Origin of the sequence: Dokdonia sp. 4H-3-7-5 (assembly GCF_000212355.1) — a bacterium.
In the GTDB taxonomy this organism is placed as follows: domain Bacteria; phylum Bacteroidota; class Bacteroidia; order Flavobacteriales; family Flavobacteriaceae; genus Dokdonia.
Genome location: NC_015496.1, coordinates 2,179,991 through 2,199,235, shown reverse-complemented (window position 1 = coordinate 2,199,235; position 19,245 = coordinate 2,179,991). Strand labels below are relative to the sequence as shown.

Below are 19,245 nucleotides of genomic sequence, written 5' to 3'. Positions count from 1 at the left end.
TTTACTTATTTGAGATAATAACAAGTTCTTCTTGTGGAGCGATAAGATACTCTGCTCCATTTTCTGTTACTACGGCCATCTCCTCTACAGACATTGTTTTTACACCACCGTCTGCTAGTTTCCAAGAGTGAAAACCGTCAAAGGCAAACGTCATCCCTTCCTTGATCACTTTTTCTGAGGCTGGTCTCACGTGCGATGCTTGAGAACCTCCTAGATTAGGTCCTACATCGTGAGCGACATAGCCTACTGGGTGGCCTGTGCTCCACATCACATAATCAGACCCTGCTTTTTCCATAAGTATGCGCTGGGCTCTATCTACATCTACTCCTTTTACGCCAGGTTGCATCGCAGCGAGTGCTGCCCTATTTCCAGCTTTAGAACTTTCCCAGTAGTGCATAATCTCATCTGGAGCCTCGCTCTCACCTTCTTTTAAGACATATGCAAATCGCTGTATATCTGTCACCCACCTGTCATATACCTTGATACCAAAATCTATTTGTATCACATCACCAGGCATAATTACTTTATCTGTAGCGTGCGAGTGCCCACGGTCTGGACCAGAATTTACATTAGGATTTTGAGCAGGTGCCCATCCATCTGTCACGCCATACTCGGTCATTCTTTGTTTTAAATATTTTGCAATATCTGCATCTGTAGATGTGCCAGGTACTACTTGCTCGTAGGCTTCAATCTGCCACTGGGCAGTGAGCTTTGCTGCTTTCTTTAAGATGGCAACTTCTTCTGGTAGCTTTATAGATAACCACTCATAGACAACCTCTTCTGAGGATACTAATTTTGACTTTTCGTCACCTAAGGCAGTAGCGATTTCTTCATACTGTGTATGCGTAAGTCCGTCTGCCATCACATTTTTTGAAGATGTGTTTACGGCAATACGTTTAAAATCTTTTGTTTTGATAAAATCTGAGGCTTGCTCAATAGCAGAGGTTCCTCGCGCTACACTCACGACCTCCTCGTGTATATCTAGATCATCTAGCGCAGTTGCTTCTCCAGAAGGTGAGAATACCTTGGAGTGAAACCCAGTAGCGTCGTTGTAAAATAAAAATACGGCGGTACCTCCAGCATTTTCTCCTCCTATGTGATCTGCAATGGGGTCATTATTATTTTCTCTACAAATAGTCATCCAGCAATCTACCTCTGCAGTTTTGAGCGCTTGCGGCAATAGCTGACTAATACGCTTCTTTCTAATGTCTGGCCAAGGATTTTCTCCCCAGTACGTTTCTAGGTTTACGGCAACTTCTGGTTCTTGTTGTTCAGCACAACTACAAACTAAAAAAATGGAAAGAAAAAAGAGTACAGGTTTAAGCATCGTATCAGGATTATTTTCAGAGTAATATAGAAATTTTGTTCCTATCTCTAAAAATAAAATGATGCAAATTAAACTAGCTGCTCGCTATTAAAATGCCTCTGCAATCCCTAAGTAAAACTCACTAGAACCTCTACCAAAACCTACATCAAAACGAAGATTGAGACGCTCTTCCTTATCTATCATAAAGCGAAGACCACCTCCATAGGTAGGTTTTAAGTTCTTAAACTGAAAATCGCTCACATCATTATAGATATCACCTCCACCGGCAAATAATACAGCGCCAAAACGAGAGTTCTTAAACGTCTTTCTATATTCTACCTGGCTTGCCAGTAAATCTCTACCTACATAACGGCCTTCTCTATAACCACGCATAATCTCACTACCTCCAAGAAAAGAAAACTCAGAAAACGGTAAGTCACCACGCGTAAATCTTCCCACCATCTGGAAAGCAATAATATCATCTTTATCTGCAAATGGCTTTGTGTAATGTCTTAAATCAAAACGTGTCAAATCAAAATTATGTGTACCTCCCAGCGCCTCAAAATATTGACCTCTCGTTGTCTCGAGGTACCATCCATTTTGAGCATTAAGCACATTATTTCTGTTATCATACAGCGCAGCAACCTCAACACCTAATGATGTAGACCCATCATAACCTGTAGGTCTGGTTTGATCTATTAGTCCGCCTTCCTCTATGTCTACAGAGTAAATATGATTAAAACGCACACCTGCACCTACAAAAAGATAACGTGTAAAAGCCTGTTTTAAAAATATAGGCTCCACTAGCAACTGGTAATAATTATACTCCTCCTCTGCACTTTCTGGTGCGTTTGTGCCAAAACCATAAAACAGTCTTGGATAATTTTGAAAAAGGATATTACCTTCTATCACCCACTTCTCTTGATTCGTAAAAATCTCAAATCCAGAATAAACAAAAAACTGACTATTAAGGGTGTACTGCAGCGTGATAGGCATATTAGACACACGGGTCTCCTCCCCACTACCGTTAAATTTAAATAAGTATTTTGCACCCGTCCCAAAGGCAAAATTTGTCTCCGGGCTGTAGCTCATTACTGGTGCCGCTATAAACTTAGATGCATATAAAGTAGAATCTTTTGCAACAGCCTTGTGGTTAGGGTGAAACGTAAAAAACTCTTTAATTTTTTCAAAATCCTGTGCCTGTGCCGTCTGTGTATTACCTACCGTAAAAAGTACGATGGCAATAAGGTATATCAATGTTTGGGGGAAGTAATTTACTCTCAAAATGCTATTTTTGGGTAAAGATACTGTAGACGGGAGTTATAGCTCGTGACAAGCTTTAGTTTTTGTGATAACATTAGTATCTCACGCACCATTTATACATCATACATACCATCAAGCAAGCCATTATGCTCAATATTGTACTCATCAATCCAGAAATCCCAAACAACACAGGTAACATAGGTAGGCTTGCCCTCGGTTCTGGCTGCAAGTTGCACCTTGTAAAACCCTTTGGTTTTGAGATAGACGACACCCGCCTTAAACGCGCAGGTCTTGACTACTGGCAGCATCTAGACGTTCAGTATTATGATAATACAGAAGACTTTTTTAATAAGAACGCTTTCGCGAAAATGGCTTTTCTCTCAAGTCACGGCACAAAGTCACATTATGACATTCCTTTTGAAGAGGACCTATTTCTCGTCTTTGGAAAAGAATCTAAAGGACTCCCAAAAGAAATCACCGAAAAACACCCCGACCAACTTTATAAAATCCCATTATTTAGCGAGCACATCAGAAGTTTAAATCTCGCAAATGCCGTTGGAATTGTAGCTTATGAGGGGATAAGGCAGTTGAATTTATAGATATGAAGTTACGTTCAATAATTCTTTTTCTACTTATTGTTGGTTATCAAAATGTATTCTCTCAAGACACATTATCTGTCAAAGAGATATATTTTGATAACAATCTTGCATATCAAGACTATAATGATGAGCTATTTACTGGTGTTGCACAAAAGCTTAGAAAAAACGGAAATGGCCATATTGTTGCAGAAGAGATATATAAGAATGGTGTTCTTCTAGAATGGAAATTATTTTATAATAAAAGTCATAGAAGACTTGCTGAAAATGTTTTCTACTATAAGAAATATCCACTAGCACCAAAGGAAAGAATTCGCTATACAACTAATGAGGATGGTAAATTCACTGAAAGGACATATTACGACACTAATTTTAAAAAGACTTTAGTCACAAGACATAAGGATACTACTTTAATATATAAATGTCCTTATAAAGACGGAAAGAAAGATGGTGAAGAATTTTGCATAAATGATAATGGAAATCCAACAATCACAAAGTTCATAAATGGTAAAAAGAACAACTAAAAATAATGAGCAACTCCAATATTATTCTGCTCTAGGTTTTTTTAAACAAGCTAGAATATCTGCTGAAAGAATCAACTTTAACAGCGGACTCGAGGGCTTTGAACTCTCACCTGTTTCTGCAACTTGCTATACTTTTGCCGCAGAACTACTTTTGAAACTTCTTCATAATATATCACCTTCAAAACCCTCTAAAAGCGGTCATAAACTTGAGGAACTTTTTGATTATCTACCATTGGAAACTCAGAAGAAAATTGAAAGGAATTTTAATTCTAAAAAACTGAAAACTAATTCAAAAGAAAAACTAAAAGCTGTAAAATTCACTTACAATACTAGTCTTAACAACAATAGTGACAGAGAAGATAAAAATGACATCACAAATTTGAATATCAAAGAATTACTCAGACTTCATAATGACTCCTTTGTTAATTGGAGATATTCATATGAAGTCAAGAACTATACATATTCAATAGAGTTTAATTTTAAACTAATTGATGACTTCGTAGAGTCATTAATAGAAACTATTGAAAATGAGATAAGATAGACTATAAAAGCTAACAATTCTCCTACAAAGTAACCACCGTAAACTCGCCACCTAGCGGCTCAAGAGCATTTACTAACTCAGGGATGAGTTGCTCGCCAAATTCTAGATAAAACTGTGAGAAGTTGGTATTTCTTTCTTGTAGGCTTTGCATTGGGAAAACTTCGTTTTGTAAATCTACTAGACGTTGTACGTGATCACTTAACTTTCGCTTTTGTGCACGTAGCAATCTACTCTCTAAGTTTTCTAAGCCTTTGAGTTGTTTTACTTCTTGAGCTTTTACGGCTCCTATAAAACTAGCGTCTGTCTCTTCGGCTAGTAAGTGCATTGCTTTAAACTGCTCTTTTAAGAAGCTGCGTTGTGCAGAGAAGTCTATCTCTATATTTGAGATGGCACGCACTTTTCGGTTAATGAGTTCATTTTGTTTCAAAAATAAATTTGGCAACGACACGCCTAGATTTTCTGCCTTTGTACGTTGTTTTTCTGTACGTATTAATACTGAGTTACGAAGTAGTAATGCTGGAAATGGAACTCCTACTTCTTCAAAATATGTTTTAAGCTGGAACCAGTACGCCAGCTCTCCGCCTCCACCTATGTAACAAAGATTCGGCAAAATCACTTCTTGAAAAAGTGGTCTCAGCAAGGCGTTAGGCGAGAACCGTTCTGGATGATTAGCAAGCTCGTTGAGTATCTCATTTTCGCGAAAGCGGATATCTGTATCATTTACCACATACATATCATCCACCTTGATAATGCGCTCACGGATGCCTTTTGTAATGTAAAACAAGTTAATCTCACGAGGGTGCACTTGCTCTGGGTAGCCTAGCGCAGTGAGCTGCTCGGTTTGCTGTGTCACCTTTGCGTGCGACACGCCCTCTAGCAATTCTCGTTGTACATAAGGAGCAAATAATTCTTTAAGTCCCGCGTCGTTACCATCTACAATGACAAGGCCGTACTCACCAAAAAGCTCGTTACCTAGATAGCGCGTTGCATCTGCCAGATTATCGTGATTGAGGTAGGCATCACTAAAAAGTTTTGAGAGGTACTCCGCATTTCTAGAAGTCCCGAGCTGTGTTTTAAATAATGCTAGTACCTCAGGCAGCCCATCGGTTGATAGTTCGCCTACGGCGCCACCGTCCTCACGATTCCACTGTACTTTTTTACCTTGAAAATTGAAGTAGTTAATCTCGTCAAAATCGTGATCCTCTGTCGCCATCCAGTAAATAGGCACATAATTGCGGTCTGGATCTTTCTCTTTAAGCTCCTTGCAGAGGTTAATCACAGAGATAATTTTATATAAAAAATAGAGCGGCCCCGTAAATAAATTGAGCTGGTGCCCTGTGGTAATGGTAAACGTATTTTCACTGGCAAGATGCTCTAGATTGAGCTGCGTCTCGGCAGAGGTGTTTGTACTTTTATATTGCGCGATGAGGGAATCATATAAACGCTTTCGCGAAAGCGGACTAAAAAATTGACCCTTCTCTTCTGCCTGTTTAATAAGATTATCTGCGGTAGGAAATCTGTGATAAAAGGGCTTAAGTGCTTCTTCTTGATCTAGATAGTTAGTGATTAGATTAGAAAAATACCCAGTTTCACGGTACGGCAGACAGTCGGTTGGCATAAATTATGGTTTAGATAGTAAAGATAAATCCGTTAAATAGCGAGTTTTCCCAAAAAAACGTTAAAACGCTGATTTGCGGCGAGCTCTTTTTATAGCTTTAGCTTTTGCTAAAACCAACCAAATGCTCAGAATCTACAGCCTTTTTGTCGCCTTATTTCTCACAACATTACTGACTGCACAAGTACAATCTCCATCAGAATTTCTGGGGTACGAGATAGGAACACAGTTCTCACGCCACGCAGACGTAGTGCGCTACTTTGAGCATGTTGCAGAAAATAGTGACCTAGTAACCTACCAAACATATGGTAAAACAAATGAGCGCAGACCGCTTACGTATGCAGTTATCACAACAGCAGCAAATCACAACAATCTAGAAAACATACGTAAAGCAAATCTTGAGCAAACAGGTATTGCCTCTGGTAATTCTGGTGCGGCAGATAAGGCGATTGTATGGCTTTCTTATAATGTCCATGGTAATGAAGCTTCCTCAACAGAGGCATCTATGGCTACATTGTATGAGCTTGTGACTACAAAAAAAGATTGGCTGGAAAACACTGTGGTTATTATAGATCCTTGTGTAAATCCAGATGGACGTGACCGCTATGCAAACTGGTTTAACCAAGTGGCATCTACACCTTACGATCCAGCTCAAGTAGCTGCAGAACACGATGAGCCATGGCCGGGAGGAAGACCTAATCACTACCTTTTTGACCTAAACCGCGATTGGGCTTGGGCTTCTCAAGTAGAATCACAGCAACGATTAAAAGTATATAATAAGTGGATGCCACACGTGCATGTAGATTTCCACGAGCAAGGTATTAATAGCCCTTATTACTTTGCTCCAGCAGCAGAGCCTTTTAATGAGATCATCACAGACTGGCAACAAGAATTCCAAGTAGAAATAGGAAAAAACCATGCTCGCTATTTTGATAAAGAAGGTTGGCTATTTTTTACCGGAGAGAGTTTTGACTTACTCTATCCATCGTACGGAGATACGTACCCTATGTTTATGGGTGCAATTGGGATGACCTACGAGCAAGCCGGTCACGGTCGTGCAGGATTAGGAATAGATACAGATCAAGGTTTTGAACTTACCCTTGTAGATCGTGTAGCACATCACAAAACCACAGGACTTTCTACTATAGAAATATCCTCTGCAAATGCTGGTAAGCTTAACACCCAATTTAAAGACTACTTTAATACAAGCGGCCTTAAATATAAAAGCTACGTACTTTCTGGAAATCTAGACAATCTTAAAGAACTTGCGACACTGCTAGACAGGCACGAGATCAAATATGGCTTCTCATCAAACGGGAAAGCCTCAGGATTTTCTTATACCTCAAACGGTCAAGGAAGCATGAGTTATGACATGGCAATGGTGGTGAGTACTAATCAGCCAAAAGGTAAAATGGTAAAAGCGCTTCTTGAGCCAGATGCAAAACTGAGCACACCACTTACTTATGACATTACTGCCTGGAGTTTACCGCATGCTTATGGCCTCAAAGCTGTAGCAAGCACGTCACTCGTTACTGCAAATACGGCAAATCCTTTTACCACAAACAACTCAAACCTGAATGCAAACGCTGCAGGTTATATCGCAAAGTGGAATAGCCTTGAAGATGCAAAGCTACTTGCTGCGCTATTAAAAGAAGGAATTAAAGTACGTTTTACAGAAAAGCCTTTTGCAAATAATGGAATCTCTTATGAACGAGGATCGCTAGTAATTACAAAAAGTGATAACAAAGGACGTACAGATTTTAATGAGGTTGTAAATACGCTTTCGCGAAAGCATAACAGAATCCTTAACGCAACGAATACTTCATTTTCGACCTCTGGTCCTGACTTTGGATCATCATCTATGAAACTTATCAATCCGCCGAAAATTGCATTATTGAAAGGAGAAGGAACCTCATCATTAAGTTATGGAGCCACTTGGTATTTCTTTGAGCAAACACTAGGATATCCTGCTACCTCGATTGATACTGGTAATTTAGGTCGCATTGACCTAGAAGAATTTGATGTACTTGTAATGCCTAGCGGCTGGTATGGAAGTGTGCTTAATGATAGTACACTAGATAAAGTAAAAGATTTTGTGCGCGGTGGCGGAAAAGTAATCGCGATAGCGAATGCCGTAGGAAGTTTTGCTGGAAAATCTGGTTTTAACTTAAAACGCAACAGCAATTCAAGTGACGACGACGATACTTCGAGCGATGATAATCTCATTCCATATGCTGAGCGCGAGAACGCAAGTACCACCAACTTTATAACAGGTTCTATCTTTAAAACCAAAGTAGACCCTACACATCCTATGGCTTTTGGGTACGATGACACCTACTACTCTTTAAAACTAGGAAGCAACTCTTATTCATATCTGGACAAAGGTTTCAACGTGTCTTACATTCCAGAAGAAGTAACTAATGTTGCAGGATTTGCGGGTGATAATGCCAAAGCAAAACTTAGCAAATCTCTTATTTTTGGAGAAGAACGCATGGGACGCGGTAGCGTTATCTACATGGTAGACGACCCTCTTTTTAGAGCTTTCTGGCACAACGGAAAGTTATTTTTTGCCAATGCTATTTTCTTGACTAATAATGGAAAGTATAGGTTGTAATTACAACGCTTACTAAAACAAAAAAAATGCCCTGTTCTACAGGGCATTTTTTTTGTTCTAATTTCTTTCCCCGGCCCTCAGTCATTCTGCCAATTTATTTTGCCCTAGCTCGAATCAGTCGGCCAATTCCTTTCCCCGACCCTGAAGGGTGGGAATTGGAATTAGAAAATTCTAGTTTACTCACTCTTGCGAACATCTCCCTGACTCCCTCTTGGAAGATGGACACTGTTGTGGTTAGGTTACGTTATTATGATGCCTAATTTTCTAAGAAAAGTCACCCTTTAGGGACGGGGAAAACTTTTTGACTGGCAATTTGTTCATAGCCCTGAGTCAGTCAGCCAATTCCGTTCCCCGACCCTGAAGGGTGGGAATTGGAATGGAATATTCTAAGAAAAGTTAATCTTTAGGGACGGGGGAAAACTTTTCGACTGGCAATTCCTTGAAAAAATCACCTAGCCAATTCCTTTCCCCCGACCCTGAAAGATGGAAATTGGAGTAAGAAATTTTTAGTTTACTCACTCCTGCGGACATCTCCTTGATTCCCTCTTGAAAGAGGTACACTGTTGTGGGTAAGTTACGTTATTGGGAATACTAGGCTATTCCATCTCAAAGCGTACCATCTTCACCTCGCTGTTGCCACCTTTAAGATCTGTCCAGGCCACAAAAGTCGAATCGCCTACAACCTCTAGTTGTGGAAAGCCGCTTTGTCGTTCGGCAGAGGTATTGGTTATTGTCACCGGGGCATCGTGTGTGCCATCTACATATACTCGTGCTACTTGTAGTACAACGTTTTCACCCATTGGCTCTAACCACGAGATAAGGGCGCTGCCATCACTCATAAAATCGGCATCTACTCTACCTATGGCGTTTCCATTATCCATACGGATTGCACTTCCAAAAGAAGCTCCATTATCATTTGAAAAAGCTGTGAGCACTCTAGGAGCATCACCCTCCGCGGTAAACCAACTCACCACCACGTTCTCTTCTTTAGTTGCTATTGCAGGTCCGTTTACGGGGCAACCGTTAAGTTCCCAATTATCATTACCTATAACCATAGGTTTTGTCCACGCTCCATTTACCCAGCGCACAATAGCCATATCACGTATCTCTGGCGTGGTGTCTGAGCGATCCCTATAAACAGCTACAGGTCCATTATTTGTAATAGCTGTTGCAGTATTACAGCAGTCACAAACTCGATTATCTATCTCTACATCTTGAGTTATTTTTCCCGCGAGATCTATGTAAGCATTGCGTAGGCTCATTTGGTTTTTACTCTTGTCTTCGTTTTTAGTATTTCTACCATCTAGCCAAGTAGCATAAAAACCTCCATCATACGCTTGTATAGACACAAAACCGTGCTCTGCATCTACGCCATCTGTATTGAGCAAGAAATCATCTTTAATAACCTCATCAACTTTTGCCAATTGTAATTTGACATTATAATCATAAGTTCCCTCTGCGGACTTTTCTAAAATATTAGTGAGCACATAATCCCCATTTATTCCTAGGGCCGGAAAGTCTGCCCAATTTACAAACCAATTATCTCCAGATGTAATGGTTCTAGGTTGGCTCCAAGTAGCGCTATCGTAACTAGCATACTTTAAAATAGCCATCTCGTCTTCTTGCTCTACCCAAGTCATGTGTAATTTACCGCCACTCGACTTAAGTCTAGGTAAATGAGATTTCCCTATAGAGGGTAGTTTTATCGCATTGATTGATGCATTGGTAGTAGCCGTTTGTACTGCTGGCTGCTCGGCCACTGGTGTAACCTCAGATTGATTAGACTCTTTACATGAGCTAAAGAGAATTAAAGCAAAAAGAACTAAACCAGTAATACGCATAGGGAATGTGTTTATAAATGCTACAAATGTAAGCGTTGCGTAGAAACTCTTACACACAAAAAAACCTTTCAAAACATTTGTTCCGAAAGGCTTTATATAATTCATCTTACTGCTTCTTATTTTTTAGTAGCACGTTTTGCGTGTAGTGCTTGTGGTCGCTCTAAAGCTACAAGTGGTTCTGCATAAAGGTCAAAATCTTCGGCCTCTGTGATAGTTACCATTGCGTAGTCTCCTGTTTTTAAGTAGAACTTTGTTGCGTCTACAAGTACTTCGTTATCCACATCTGGAGAATCAAATTCTGTACGACCTATAAAGTAGTTTCCTTCTTTACGATCTACAACAATTTTAAACTCCTTCCCTATCTTTTGCTGGTTAAGCTCCCAAGAGATTTGAGATTGGATCTCCATAATCTGATTGGCACGATCCATTTTCACTTCTTCAGGTACATCGTCTTCTAAGTTAAACGCGTGTGTATTTTCCTCATGAGAATATGTAAAACATCCTAAACGCTCAAAACGTTGATCTTTTACCCATTGCTTCATGAGTTGGAAATCTTCTTCTGTTTCTCCAGGGTACCCAACAATAAGCGTAGTTCTTATGGTCATTCCTGGTACGCTTTCGCGAAAGCGGTCTAACAACGCATTCGTCTTCTCCATCGTAGTACCACGACGCATAGACTTCAAAATATGATCTGCAATATGCTGCAGTGGTATATCGATATAATTACACACCTTAGGCTCGCGGTTCATCACGTCAAGCACATCAACTGGGAATCCAGAAGGAAATGCATAATGCAAACGAATCCACTCGATTCCTTCTACTTGAACAAGGTTTTCAAGAAGCTCTGCAAGGTTTCGTTTTTTGTATAAATCAAGACCGTAATACGTAAGATCTTGCGCAATAAGAATCAACTCCGTTACTCCATTTGCAGCAAGTTTTTTTGCTTCAATAACTAAGTGCTCTATTGATTTTGATTTATGCTTTCCTCTCATTAAAGGGATCGCACAGAAAGAACAAGGACGGTCACAGCCCTCGGCTATTTTTAAGTATGCATAGTTTTTTGGAGTAGTTGTGATACGCTCCCCTATAAGTTCATGTTTATAATCTGCCCCAAGTGCTTTAAGTAGTCCAGGTAATTCTGTTGTTCCAAAATACTGATCTACATCTGGAATTTCCTTTTGAAGATCCGGCTTATAACGCTCAGATAAACATCCCGTTACAAACACCTTATCAACTTCTCCTTCTTCCTTTTGCTTTACATACTCAAGAATAGTGTTTACAGACTCCTCTTTTGCATTGTCTATAAAACCACAAGTGTTGATCACAACGATGTTACCTTCTTCCTCGTGAGCAACATCCATCTCATTTGCTTTGAGCTGGCCCATTAAGACCTCACTGTCATAAACGTTTTTTGAGCAACCTAGAGTTACTACGTTTATCTTATTCTTTTTTAATGATTTTGTACGCATAGCATTCCTTTTAAGGGAGTGCAAAGATAAGCCAAATAACATAGTAATAAGAAAGCTATCTAAAACGAGAAAAGTCAGCATCTTACTGCTGACTTTTTTCTCATTCTAATATGTGTTTTTCTTTCTAAAAGCGGCTAGCTTCTAGTCATCTAGATTATTTTTATTCCTGATATCCTTCTGGTAACGTTCTAGCTTTAAGTGTACTCTCTACACCTACTGCAATATTGTAAATCACTTCTTCCTGCTTAAATGGAGTGATGATGGTAATTCCCTTAGGCTCGCCTTGTGCGGTGAAGCCCATAGGTATTGTGAGTGCTGGATAGTGTGCTGCTGCGGCATAACCTGCATCATAATTATTTATGGAAAGTATGGCGTCTAGTTGACCATCAGCTTCGGGGTGCTTACTCAGTGCGTCTTGAAAATATGCTTGAGTAACCTCCATAAGGTTTTCCTTAATTGCTTTAAGCTCTACAGCGGTTGTGCTATCTGCAACGATACCTTTAAAAAGCTGTTGCCCGTATGGAATACGCGTAAGGCTATCTTGATTATTAAATGTGATAAGCTCCTCTATATTTCTATTTTTCACAGATGGGGCTACCTCAGCATCATAGTAAGCAGGCAGATCATTTTTCATATCTATATTTAAGATAGACAGAAAACCTGGCATATTAACTCGCTCCATATCCACCTCAACGAGTGTTGCTTTCGTTTCCTTAAGTTTATTAATTGCCGCAGCATACGTACTGTCTTGTAAATAACCTTTTATAACACCAAGATATTTTCCTTCAAGACTTCCATTTTTTACAGCAGATACATAATCATCAGAAGAAGTGTAGCTATAAGAATCTGCAGCATCTTTACCAGTGAGTGCTTGTAATAGGATTGCATTATCGACTACGTTCTTCGTCATAGGCCCTGGAGTGTCTAAGTGACTAGAAATAGGCACAATCCCGCTACGGCTTAAAAGACCGATGGTAGGTTTAAGCCCAACCAGATTATTTTGGCTAGAAGGTGATAATATAGATCCACTCGTTTCTGATCCTATGGCGGCTACTGCATAATTTGCTGCTACACTCACCCCTGATCCAGAACTTGAACCTCCCGACTCAAATTGCAAACGACCGTATGGGTTAATAGTTTGCCCACCCACAGCACTATAACCTACAGGACAACCTGTACATAAAAAGTATGCCCACTCACTCAAGTTGGCCTTACCAAGTATAATGGCATTTTCTTCCTTAAGCCTTTTTGTAATAAATGCATCTCCTGCGTTATTATTTGCAAGCGCTACAGATCCTGCAGTCGTAATCATACCAGCTGCTCCTATATTATCTTTTAAAAGTATAGGCATTCCGTACACAGAATATTCATCTATGGTAGATTTATCTTTATTATCCAGTGCTCTTGCTTCTTGTACCGCTTCTTTATTGAGTGAGATGACTCCGTTAAGTGCTAAGTCGTTATCACTTTCAAAACGAGCTATGCGATTTAAATAAAATAGCGTAAGTTCCTCATACGAGAAATCTCCATTTTTAGCGTGCTTCTGGATGGTCGGGATATCTTGTTCTAAAATAAGCGGAGAGATTTCTGAGATACGCTTTCGCGAAAGCGTATTTATCTCCCCATTAAGATCTTTCCAAATATCATTTTTATCGAGCCCCTTTGCATTTACAAGCTTGAGGTGCATTCTGCTATTTTCAAGGGCTTGCGTTTTTGCAATAACTAGAGAGTCTTTATAAGCTTCCCACACATATCTAGGAGTTGTATCTATTGTGGTTGTAGGAGCTTCGTTTTTACAAGAAAAAAGCGCCGTTGCGAGCGCGAGAGTATAAAGGTATTTCATAGTGCATTTTTATAGTCCTCTAAAAATACAAAAAGGTTTATCCAAAAGGATTAACCCACATCAAGAAACCGTAGATAAAAAACTTAGTAGATTCAAATGTAATCACTGCAATTACTGGCACCCACCAATTTTCTGAAGCTAGTGCTCCCTTAAGGATTCTCCATATATAGAATATGATGAGACTATAAAAGGCAATAAAAATATAATGAGGAAAAGCCGAGTACTGAGCTAGATACTTAGGCACAAGTTCGCTTCTTACTGCAGCATGTGCAGTATAAACGCTCCACACGTTAAGTAACATCAAACCAATGACGACAACTCGTAAAGTGCGCAACGTAAGTTCTGGAAGCCACCTAGGAACGAGTTTCATAAAAAATAACGACTTATTTAAAGAAACTATCTACAAACTCCACTTTGTTGAAAACTTGCAAATCTTCGATACCTTCTCCTACTCCAATGTATTTTACAGGGATTTGAAACTGATCAGAAATTCCTATAACCACACCACCTTTGGCAGTACCATCTAGTTTTGTCACAGCAAGCGAAGTCACCTCTGTAGCTGCCGTAAATTGTTTTGCTTGTTCAAAAGCGTTTTGACCCGTAGAACCATCAAGTACAAGAAGCACATCGTGAGGAGCATCTCCCACTACTTTTTGCATCACGCGCTTTACCTTAGTAAGCTCGTTCATTAAATTTACCTTATTATGTAATCTCCCTGCAGTATCAATAATGATCACATCTGCGTTTTGATTTACACCACTCTCTAGTGCGTCAAACGCTACTGAGGCTGGATCACTACCCATTTGTTGTTTTACAATAGGAACATCTACTCGATCTGCCCACACTTGCAATTGATCTATAGCTGCTGCTCTAAACGTATCTGCAGCTCCTAAGACTACTTTAAGTCCTTGCTTTTTAAATTGATATGCAAGTTTACCTATCGTTGTAGTTTTTCCTACCCCATTTACACCTACCACCATAATTACGTGTGGCTTGGTACCTTTAGGGATTTCAAATTCTGTAGCGTTTCCTACGTTAGTCTCGCTTAGTAAGCCAGCGATTTCCTCACGTAAGATCTGGTTAAGCTCATCTGTACCTACATACTTATCACGTGACACACGCTCCTCGATACGAGTAATTACTTTAAGCGTAGTTTTTACACCCACATCACTCGTTACAAGTACTTCTTCAAGATTATCTAGAACATCATCATCTACCTTAGATTTTCCAGCAACTGCCTTACTCATCTTATCAAAGAAGCTCGTCTTTGTTTTCTCTAAACCTTTATCAAGGGTTTCTTTTTTTTCTTTACTAAATATTTTTTTGAAGAAGCTCATAATTCTATTGGCGGTTTTCTAGTCTAGTGTCGGTTAGACAAAAATAGTGCCTTTTAGGGAGAATGCCGTTATGTCACCTTACAGACTACACTGCTGATTGTCAATTTTTTAAATAAATTATGTAGATCAACATTTAAAATCACTCGAAAACTACAGTATTAATAATGATTACAAAGGTTACAGTTACGCTTTCGCGAAAGCGTGAAAAACTCAAAACACCCATGACTAATTACCTGACTTCTCTTATGGTAGTTTGATAGTATAATCTTATTTTTACTTTAAAGACAACGTTAATATGAATATCCATTTTATCGCTATAGGTGGTGCAGCAATGCACAATCTAGCACTCGCATTACATCATAAAGGAGAAACGGTTACAGGTAGTGATGACACTATCTTTGACCCGTCGAAATCCCGACTTGAAAAGTATGGATTGCTACCTGAAGCATTTGGATGGTTTCCAGAAAAAATAACAGCAGATCTTGACGCTGTCATATTAGGAATGCATGCAAAGGAAGATAACCCTGAGCTTTTAAAAGCACAAGAGCTAGGACTAAACATATATTCATATCCCGAGTACTTATATGAACGTGCCAAAAACAAAACTCGTGTCGTTATAGGGGGTTCTCATGGTAAAACTACTATTACTTCTATGATCTTGCATGTCATGCATTATTGGGATAAAGAAGTAGACTATATGGTAGGCGCGCAACTAGAAGGCTTTGATACCATGGTGCGCATGACAGATGATGCAGATTTTATGGTACTAGAAGGTGATGAATACTTAAGTAGCCCAATAGACCGCAGACCTAAATTTCATCTATATAAGCCCAACATTGCGCTACTAAGCGGTATTGCATGGGATCATATTAACGTATTCCCTACGTTTGATAACTATGTGGAGCAGTTTCAGATTTTTGTAAATTCTATGACCAATGGTGGTGCAATGATTTACAACACAGAAGATGAAAATGTCGTGAAAGTGGTAGAAAATGCCACTGCACACATTAAAAAATATCCATACGAAACTCCAACATACAGCATTGAAGATGGAGAGACTTTACTAGAAACTCCAGATGGACCGATGCCTATTGAAGTTTTTGGTAAACACAACCTCAATAACCTTGCAGGAGCCAAGTGGATTTGCCAGCACATGGGTGTGGTAGAAGAAGACTTTTATGAAGCCATCGCTACATTCTCAGGAGCTAGCAAACGCCTAGAAAAAATAGCAGAAACTAATGACACTGTCATCTACAAAGATTTTGCACATAGCCCATCAAAAGTAAGTGCTACAACTACGGCTGTAAAAGAGCAGTATCCAGACCGCACGCTTATAGCGTGTCTAGAATTACACACTTACAGCAGTCTTAATCCAGAATTTTTGAGCGAATACAAAGGTGCTTTGGACAGCGCAGATATTGCTGTGGTATTCTACTCTCCACACGCTGTCGAAATCAAAAAACTAGAATCTGTCACAGCGCAACAAATAGCAACTGCCTTTGAACGCGATGATCTCATCATCTACACAGATCCAGCCGACTTTAAAAAGTTTCTCTTTGACCAAGGGCTAAAAAACAAAGCGGTATTACTTATGAGTAGCGGCAATTATGGTGGGTTAGATTTTGATGAGGTTAAGGGGTTGGTGTAACAATTACAAGCTTATCACTACCAACTTAGAACACAATCTAGCAACACACATTTGGGTTCAAAGAAATTTCTTCATAAAATAACGCTACAAGAATTCTCAAAAAGAAAATTCTTATTAGGTATTGTTTTAGGGATTTTAACCGCTGTTATCTTCTATTACTTCTTGCAGTATCTTTTTATACTACTGAGAGGTGTACACTTAGCATTTGTATATAACGCAGATAATACTCTAGATACAGATACACGGAATTATATTGCGCTATTCTTTTCTTCAATTTCTGTCGCGCTAGGAAACACAATTAGCATAGCTTTTATTTTTTCTGGAACTGACAGAAATAGTCAAAAAAGAAAAGCTGGAAGGAGAATTATAAATGACCAAAGTGCTCTTACCCCAACTGCAATATTCTGGATTTTTAAGATTTTAGTCCTCACAATAGGAAGCATCATAATATCCCACAGTTCCATAATATTTAAGGAGTTTGCTTATGCAATGGCATTATTACCCATAGTTTTATTCTTTGACCAAGTAAAAAGTCTAAGGAGATTTTTAAAAGGGTATACAATCGCAAAAATGAGTATTCACTTTGCTATAGTGAGTCTACTAGAATTTATCATCGCTTTGAGTAACATAAATGCTTATGATAAGCAAGGCAATCTCCAAGCTATAACTGGATCATTTGCAAATATTCCAGAATTTAAACTTGAGATCGAGTATAGTGAAGACATATTTATGGATTCACATCAGAATCAAATTAGATTTAAAGTCACAGAGAAGAATGATAGTATCAATTTTTTTGGATGGGATCGTTTCTTGACTTATCACGACGTCCAGATGTCTATCCTAGAGTCTAAACAATCTCATTATAGATATGATGCTGTTTTCTATATTGATAAAACTATCAAATGGAATAAACTAGACACATTATTTGACAAACTTCTATTTATCAATGCAAATAATATATTAATTACAATTACAAACTCTGAGACACTATTAGAAACTTATTACAAACGTCATATTGTATTATCTAAAGAACTTTATAACAAATGGTCTAACTCAAAGGACTATCCTCCCCCTCCACCACCACCCCGATTTTTTGAAGAATTTATACTAGATAAAAACGTAGACACTTTAAATATTGCTTCATTTAAAAACACTAAGACATCCATCGAAGATTCGATATTCTCATATATCTATGAAGGCACACAAAGTAATACTGCGTTTGTATTTTACATTAACCAAGATATTTCAGTAGAAGAATATTTAGAATTTATGATAGGTTACAAAAAAGCTATCTATAAGTTGAGAACTGATTACAATAATCATCCTCAACTAAGAGATGATGCTTCTGCAAAATCCAAATATCCTATGATTTACAAAGATGTACTGATTAATCATTGATTTTTCAAACATATCATTTTGTAACAAAACCCCTATCTTGCTACTAATAAAGCCAGTAAGAACTCAAACAAGTCAATTCAATGAAATTTATTCCAACTCTTATCGTATTACTCTGCTGCGCATTTATTGCAAAAGCTCAGCAATCTCAAGTATCAAACAGCTGGACGGCCTTTTCTCAATCTATAGATATGAGTATGGACAAGGAGCGCAAATTTATTCTTAAAGCAGCTGTAAAGGCAGAAATTGCAGACTCCACAGCTTGGGCAGGACTATGGGCCAGAGTAGATATGAAGAATAATGAGAACGGCTTTTTTGATAATATGGGTGATAGACCTATCAGAGTTCCAGAGTGGAAAGAATATACCATAGAAGGGACCATAGGTAAAAATGCAGAACGATTACTTATAGGTGGTTTGATGCTATCTGATGGAACATTCTATTTTGACAACTTCTCTTTACAAATAGAAGACAGTAACGGCATAATGACAGATTTTCCACTAGGAAATGCCGACTTTGAAAAAACAGCAAAAGGAGAGAAAATAGATTCTTGGGCAGAAGGTATAGGCGGCACAAACAGCAGTTCTGTACTAGAGTACACACTAGAATCATCTAGCGATGCTTTTTCCGGAGCACACTCCCTGATGATAACAGGAGAAGGTACAGAAACTATGGACTTTGGCCCAGCCGAAATTAAGTCTGAAGATGGTTATGCTCCCCAGCTAGGTGTTTTAATCTCAATGCTAGATGATTTGAAAGAGCGAGTTGAGTATAGAGTAAAAGGAATGTCTCAGCACGAGATAGACCATCTACACGATGAGAATGCAAATCGCATAGGTGCACTCGTAATGCACCTAGCAGCAGCAGAGGCATTTTACCAAGTAAGAACATTTGAAAACAGAGGCTTTAATGAAGAAGAAGCTAAAAAGTGGGGACTAGCCTTAGACTTAGGCAAAAAGGCTCAAGAGGAATTTAAAGGAAAGCCCGTGAGCTATTATCTAGAGGAGTTTACAAAAGTTCGAGAGCGCACTAAAGCTCTTTTTAAGTCTGCAAGTGACGAGTGGCTTCTCGAAGAAGTACCTAGCTATGGGATGAATAATTACTACGCCTGGTTTCACGTAATGGAACACCAGTCAAGTCACTTAGGTCAGGTTTTATTTCTTGCAAAACGCATTCCGCCAGAGGCAGAGATCAACGCGCCATCTGAGATGAAAAATTAAAGCTTTATAGATATCTAAAGATCATTATTCCAC

The 19,245-nt window shown here is 38.9% G+C and carries 15 protein-coding genes; 7 read left to right on the top strand and 8 right to left on the bottom strand.

The features are described from left to right. Position 1: 1 nt before the first annotated feature. Positions 2 to 1,327 (bottom strand): M24 family metallopeptidase, encoded by a 1,326-nt coding sequence (locus KRODI_RS09715; protein WP_013751432.1) that lies wholly within the window; start codon positions 1,325 to 1,327, stop codon positions 2 to 4. An 87-nt stretch (positions 1,328 to 1,414) separates the two neighbouring features. Then, entirely contained in the window at positions 1,415 to 2,563 is a 1,149-nt protein-coding gene (locus KRODI_RS09710; protein ID WP_237699362.1) for a BamA/TamA family outer membrane protein, read from the bottom strand. 149 nt (positions 2,564 to 2,712) lie between these two features. Between KRODI_RS09710 and KRODI_RS09705 the strand changes: the two genes are divergently transcribed. The 3 genes from KRODI_RS09705 to KRODI_RS09695 are packed head-to-tail and all read left to right on the top strand — an operon-like array spanning position 2,713 to position 4,230. After that, positions 2,713 to 3,168 (top strand): tRNA (cytidine(34)-2'-O)-methyltransferase, encoded by a 456-nt coding sequence (locus tag KRODI_RS09705; protein ID WP_041295673.1) that lies wholly within the window; start codon positions 2,713 to 2,715, stop codon positions 3,166 to 3,168. A gap of 2 nt (positions 3,169 to 3,170) precedes the next feature. After that, positions 3,171 to 3,689: a hypothetical protein gene (locus KRODI_RS09700; RefSeq protein WP_013751429.1), complete on the top strand. Its 519-nt coding sequence runs from the start codon at positions 3,171 to 3,173 to the stop codon at positions 3,687 to 3,689. Further along, a complete protein-coding gene (locus KRODI_RS09695) occupies positions 3,670 to 4,230 on the top strand; it encodes a hypothetical protein (protein ID WP_013751428.1) in 561 nt (186 codons plus the stop codon). The genes KRODI_RS09700 and KRODI_RS09695 overlap by 20 nt, the downstream gene beginning before the upstream one ends. Before the next feature lie 22 nt (positions 4,231 to 4,252). On the opposite strand, the gene bshC is transcribed toward KRODI_RS09695, so the two are convergent. After that, positions 4,253 to 5,848, bottom strand: coding sequence for a bacillithiol biosynthesis cysteine-adding enzyme BshC (gene bshC / locus KRODI_RS09690; RefSeq protein ID WP_013751427.1), 1,596 nt, complete (start codon positions 5,846 to 5,848; stop codon positions 4,253 to 4,255). Positions 5,849 to 5,969: 121 nt separating this feature from the next. Between bshC and KRODI_RS09685 the strand changes: the two genes are divergently transcribed. Beyond that, positions 5,970 to 8,459 (top strand): M14 family metallopeptidase, encoded by a 2,490-nt coding sequence (locus KRODI_RS09685; protein ID WP_013751426.1) that lies wholly within the window; start codon positions 5,970 to 5,972, stop codon positions 8,457 to 8,459. A gap of 596 nt (positions 8,460 to 9,055) precedes the next feature. Here the strand turns inward: KRODI_RS09685 and KRODI_RS09680 are convergent. The 5 genes from KRODI_RS09680 to ftsY form a co-directional block, all read right to left on the bottom strand. Next, positions 9,056 to 10,405, bottom strand: coding sequence for a hypothetical protein (locus KRODI_RS09680; protein WP_013751425.1), 1,350 nt, complete (start codon positions 10,403 to 10,405; stop codon positions 9,056 to 9,058). A gap of 11 nt (positions 10,406 to 10,416) precedes the next feature. Next, the gene (gene rimO, locus KRODI_RS09675; RefSeq protein ID WP_041295882.1) at positions 10,417 to 11,769 is read right to left on the bottom strand and encodes a 30S ribosomal protein S12 methylthiotransferase RimO; all 1,353 of its coding nucleotides are present in this window, start codon (positions 11,767 to 11,769) and stop codon (positions 10,417 to 10,419) included. A gap of 160 nt (positions 11,770 to 11,929) precedes the next feature. Then, positions 11,930 to 13,612, bottom strand: a complete 1,683-nt coding sequence (locus KRODI_RS09670) for an amidase family protein (protein ID WP_013751423.1) — start codon at positions 13,610 to 13,612, stop codon at positions 11,930 to 11,932. Positions 13,613 to 13,649: 37 nt separating this feature from the next. Beyond that, positions 13,650 to 13,982 carry a hypothetical protein gene (locus KRODI_RS09665; protein WP_013751422.1) on the bottom strand — a complete coding sequence of 111 codons (333 nt, stop codon included), beginning with the start codon at positions 13,980 to 13,982 and terminating at the stop codon, positions 13,650 to 13,652. Positions 13,983 to 13,995: 13 nt separating this feature from the next. Then, a complete protein-coding gene (gene ftsY / locus KRODI_RS09660) occupies positions 13,996 to 14,949 on the bottom strand; it encodes a signal recognition particle-docking protein FtsY (RefSeq protein WP_013751421.1) in 954 nt (317 codons plus the stop codon). A gap of 295 nt (positions 14,950 to 15,244) precedes the next feature. On the opposite strand from ftsY, the gene KRODI_RS09655 reads away from it, so the two are divergent. The 3 genes from KRODI_RS09655 (at position 15,245) to KRODI_RS09645 (ending at position 19,212) form a co-directional block, all read left to right on the top strand. Then, positions 15,245 to 16,597, top strand: coding sequence for a UDP-N-acetylmuramate--L-alanine ligase (locus tag KRODI_RS09655; RefSeq protein ID WP_013751420.1), 1,353 nt, complete (start codon positions 15,245 to 15,247; stop codon positions 16,595 to 16,597). Positions 16,598 to 16,648: 51 nt separating this feature from the next. Continuing rightward, positions 16,649 to 17,995 carry a hypothetical protein gene (locus KRODI_RS09650; RefSeq protein ID WP_013751419.1) on the top strand — a complete coding sequence of 449 codons (1,347 nt, stop codon included), beginning with the start codon at positions 16,649 to 16,651 and terminating at the stop codon, positions 17,993 to 17,995. Positions 17,996 to 18,075: 80 nt separating this feature from the next. Then, a complete protein-coding gene (locus tag KRODI_RS09645) occupies positions 18,076 to 19,212 on the top strand; it encodes a DinB family protein (protein ID WP_013751418.1) in 1,137 nt (378 codons plus the stop codon). Positions 19,213 to 19,245: the final 33 nt, after the last annotated feature.

Excerpts from the sequence above, each read along its gene's own strand:
- rimO (WP_041295882.1), bottom strand. The coding sequence starts at position 11,769 with ATGCGTACAAAATCATTAAAAAAGAATAAGATAAACGTAGTAACTCTA.
- KRODI_RS09715 (WP_013751432.1), bottom strand. The coding sequence starts at position 1,327 with ATGCTTAAACCTGTACTCTTTTTTCTTTCCATTTTTTTAGTTTGTAGT.
- KRODI_RS09655 (WP_013751420.1), top strand. The coding sequence starts at position 15,245 with ATGAATATCCATTTTATCGCTATAGGTGGTGCAGCAATGCACAATCTA.
- KRODI_RS09665 (WP_013751422.1), bottom strand. The coding sequence starts at position 13,982 with ATGAAACTCGTTCCTAGGTGGCTTCCAGAACTTACGTTGCGCACTTTA.
- KRODI_RS09695 (WP_013751428.1), top strand. The coding sequence starts at position 3,670 with ATGGTAAAAAGAACAACTAAAAATAATGAGCAACTCCAATATTATTCT.
- KRODI_RS09645 (WP_013751418.1), top strand. The coding sequence starts at position 18,076 with ATGAAATTTATTCCAACTCTTATCGTATTACTCTGCTGCGCATTTATT.
- KRODI_RS09700 (WP_013751429.1), top strand. The coding sequence starts at position 3,171 with ATGAAGTTACGTTCAATAATTCTTTTTCTACTTATTGTTGGTTATCAA.
- ftsY (WP_013751421.1), bottom strand. The coding sequence starts at position 14,949 with ATGAGCTTCTTCAAAAAAATATTTAGTAAAGAAAAAAAAGAAACCCTT.
- KRODI_RS09685 (WP_013751426.1), top strand. The coding sequence starts at position 5,970 with ATGCTCAGAATCTACAGCCTTTTTGTCGCCTTATTTCTCACAACATTA.
- KRODI_RS09670 (WP_013751423.1), bottom strand. The coding sequence starts at position 13,612 with ATGAAATACCTTTATACTCTCGCGCTCGCAACGGCGCTTTTTTCTTGT.
- KRODI_RS09680 (WP_013751425.1), bottom strand. The coding sequence starts at position 10,405 with ATGAATTATATAAAGCCTTTCGGAACAAATGTTTTGAAAGGTTTTTTT.
- bshC (WP_013751427.1), bottom strand. The coding sequence starts at position 5,848 with ATGCCAACCGACTGTCTGCCGTACCGTGAAACTGGGTATTTTTCTAAT.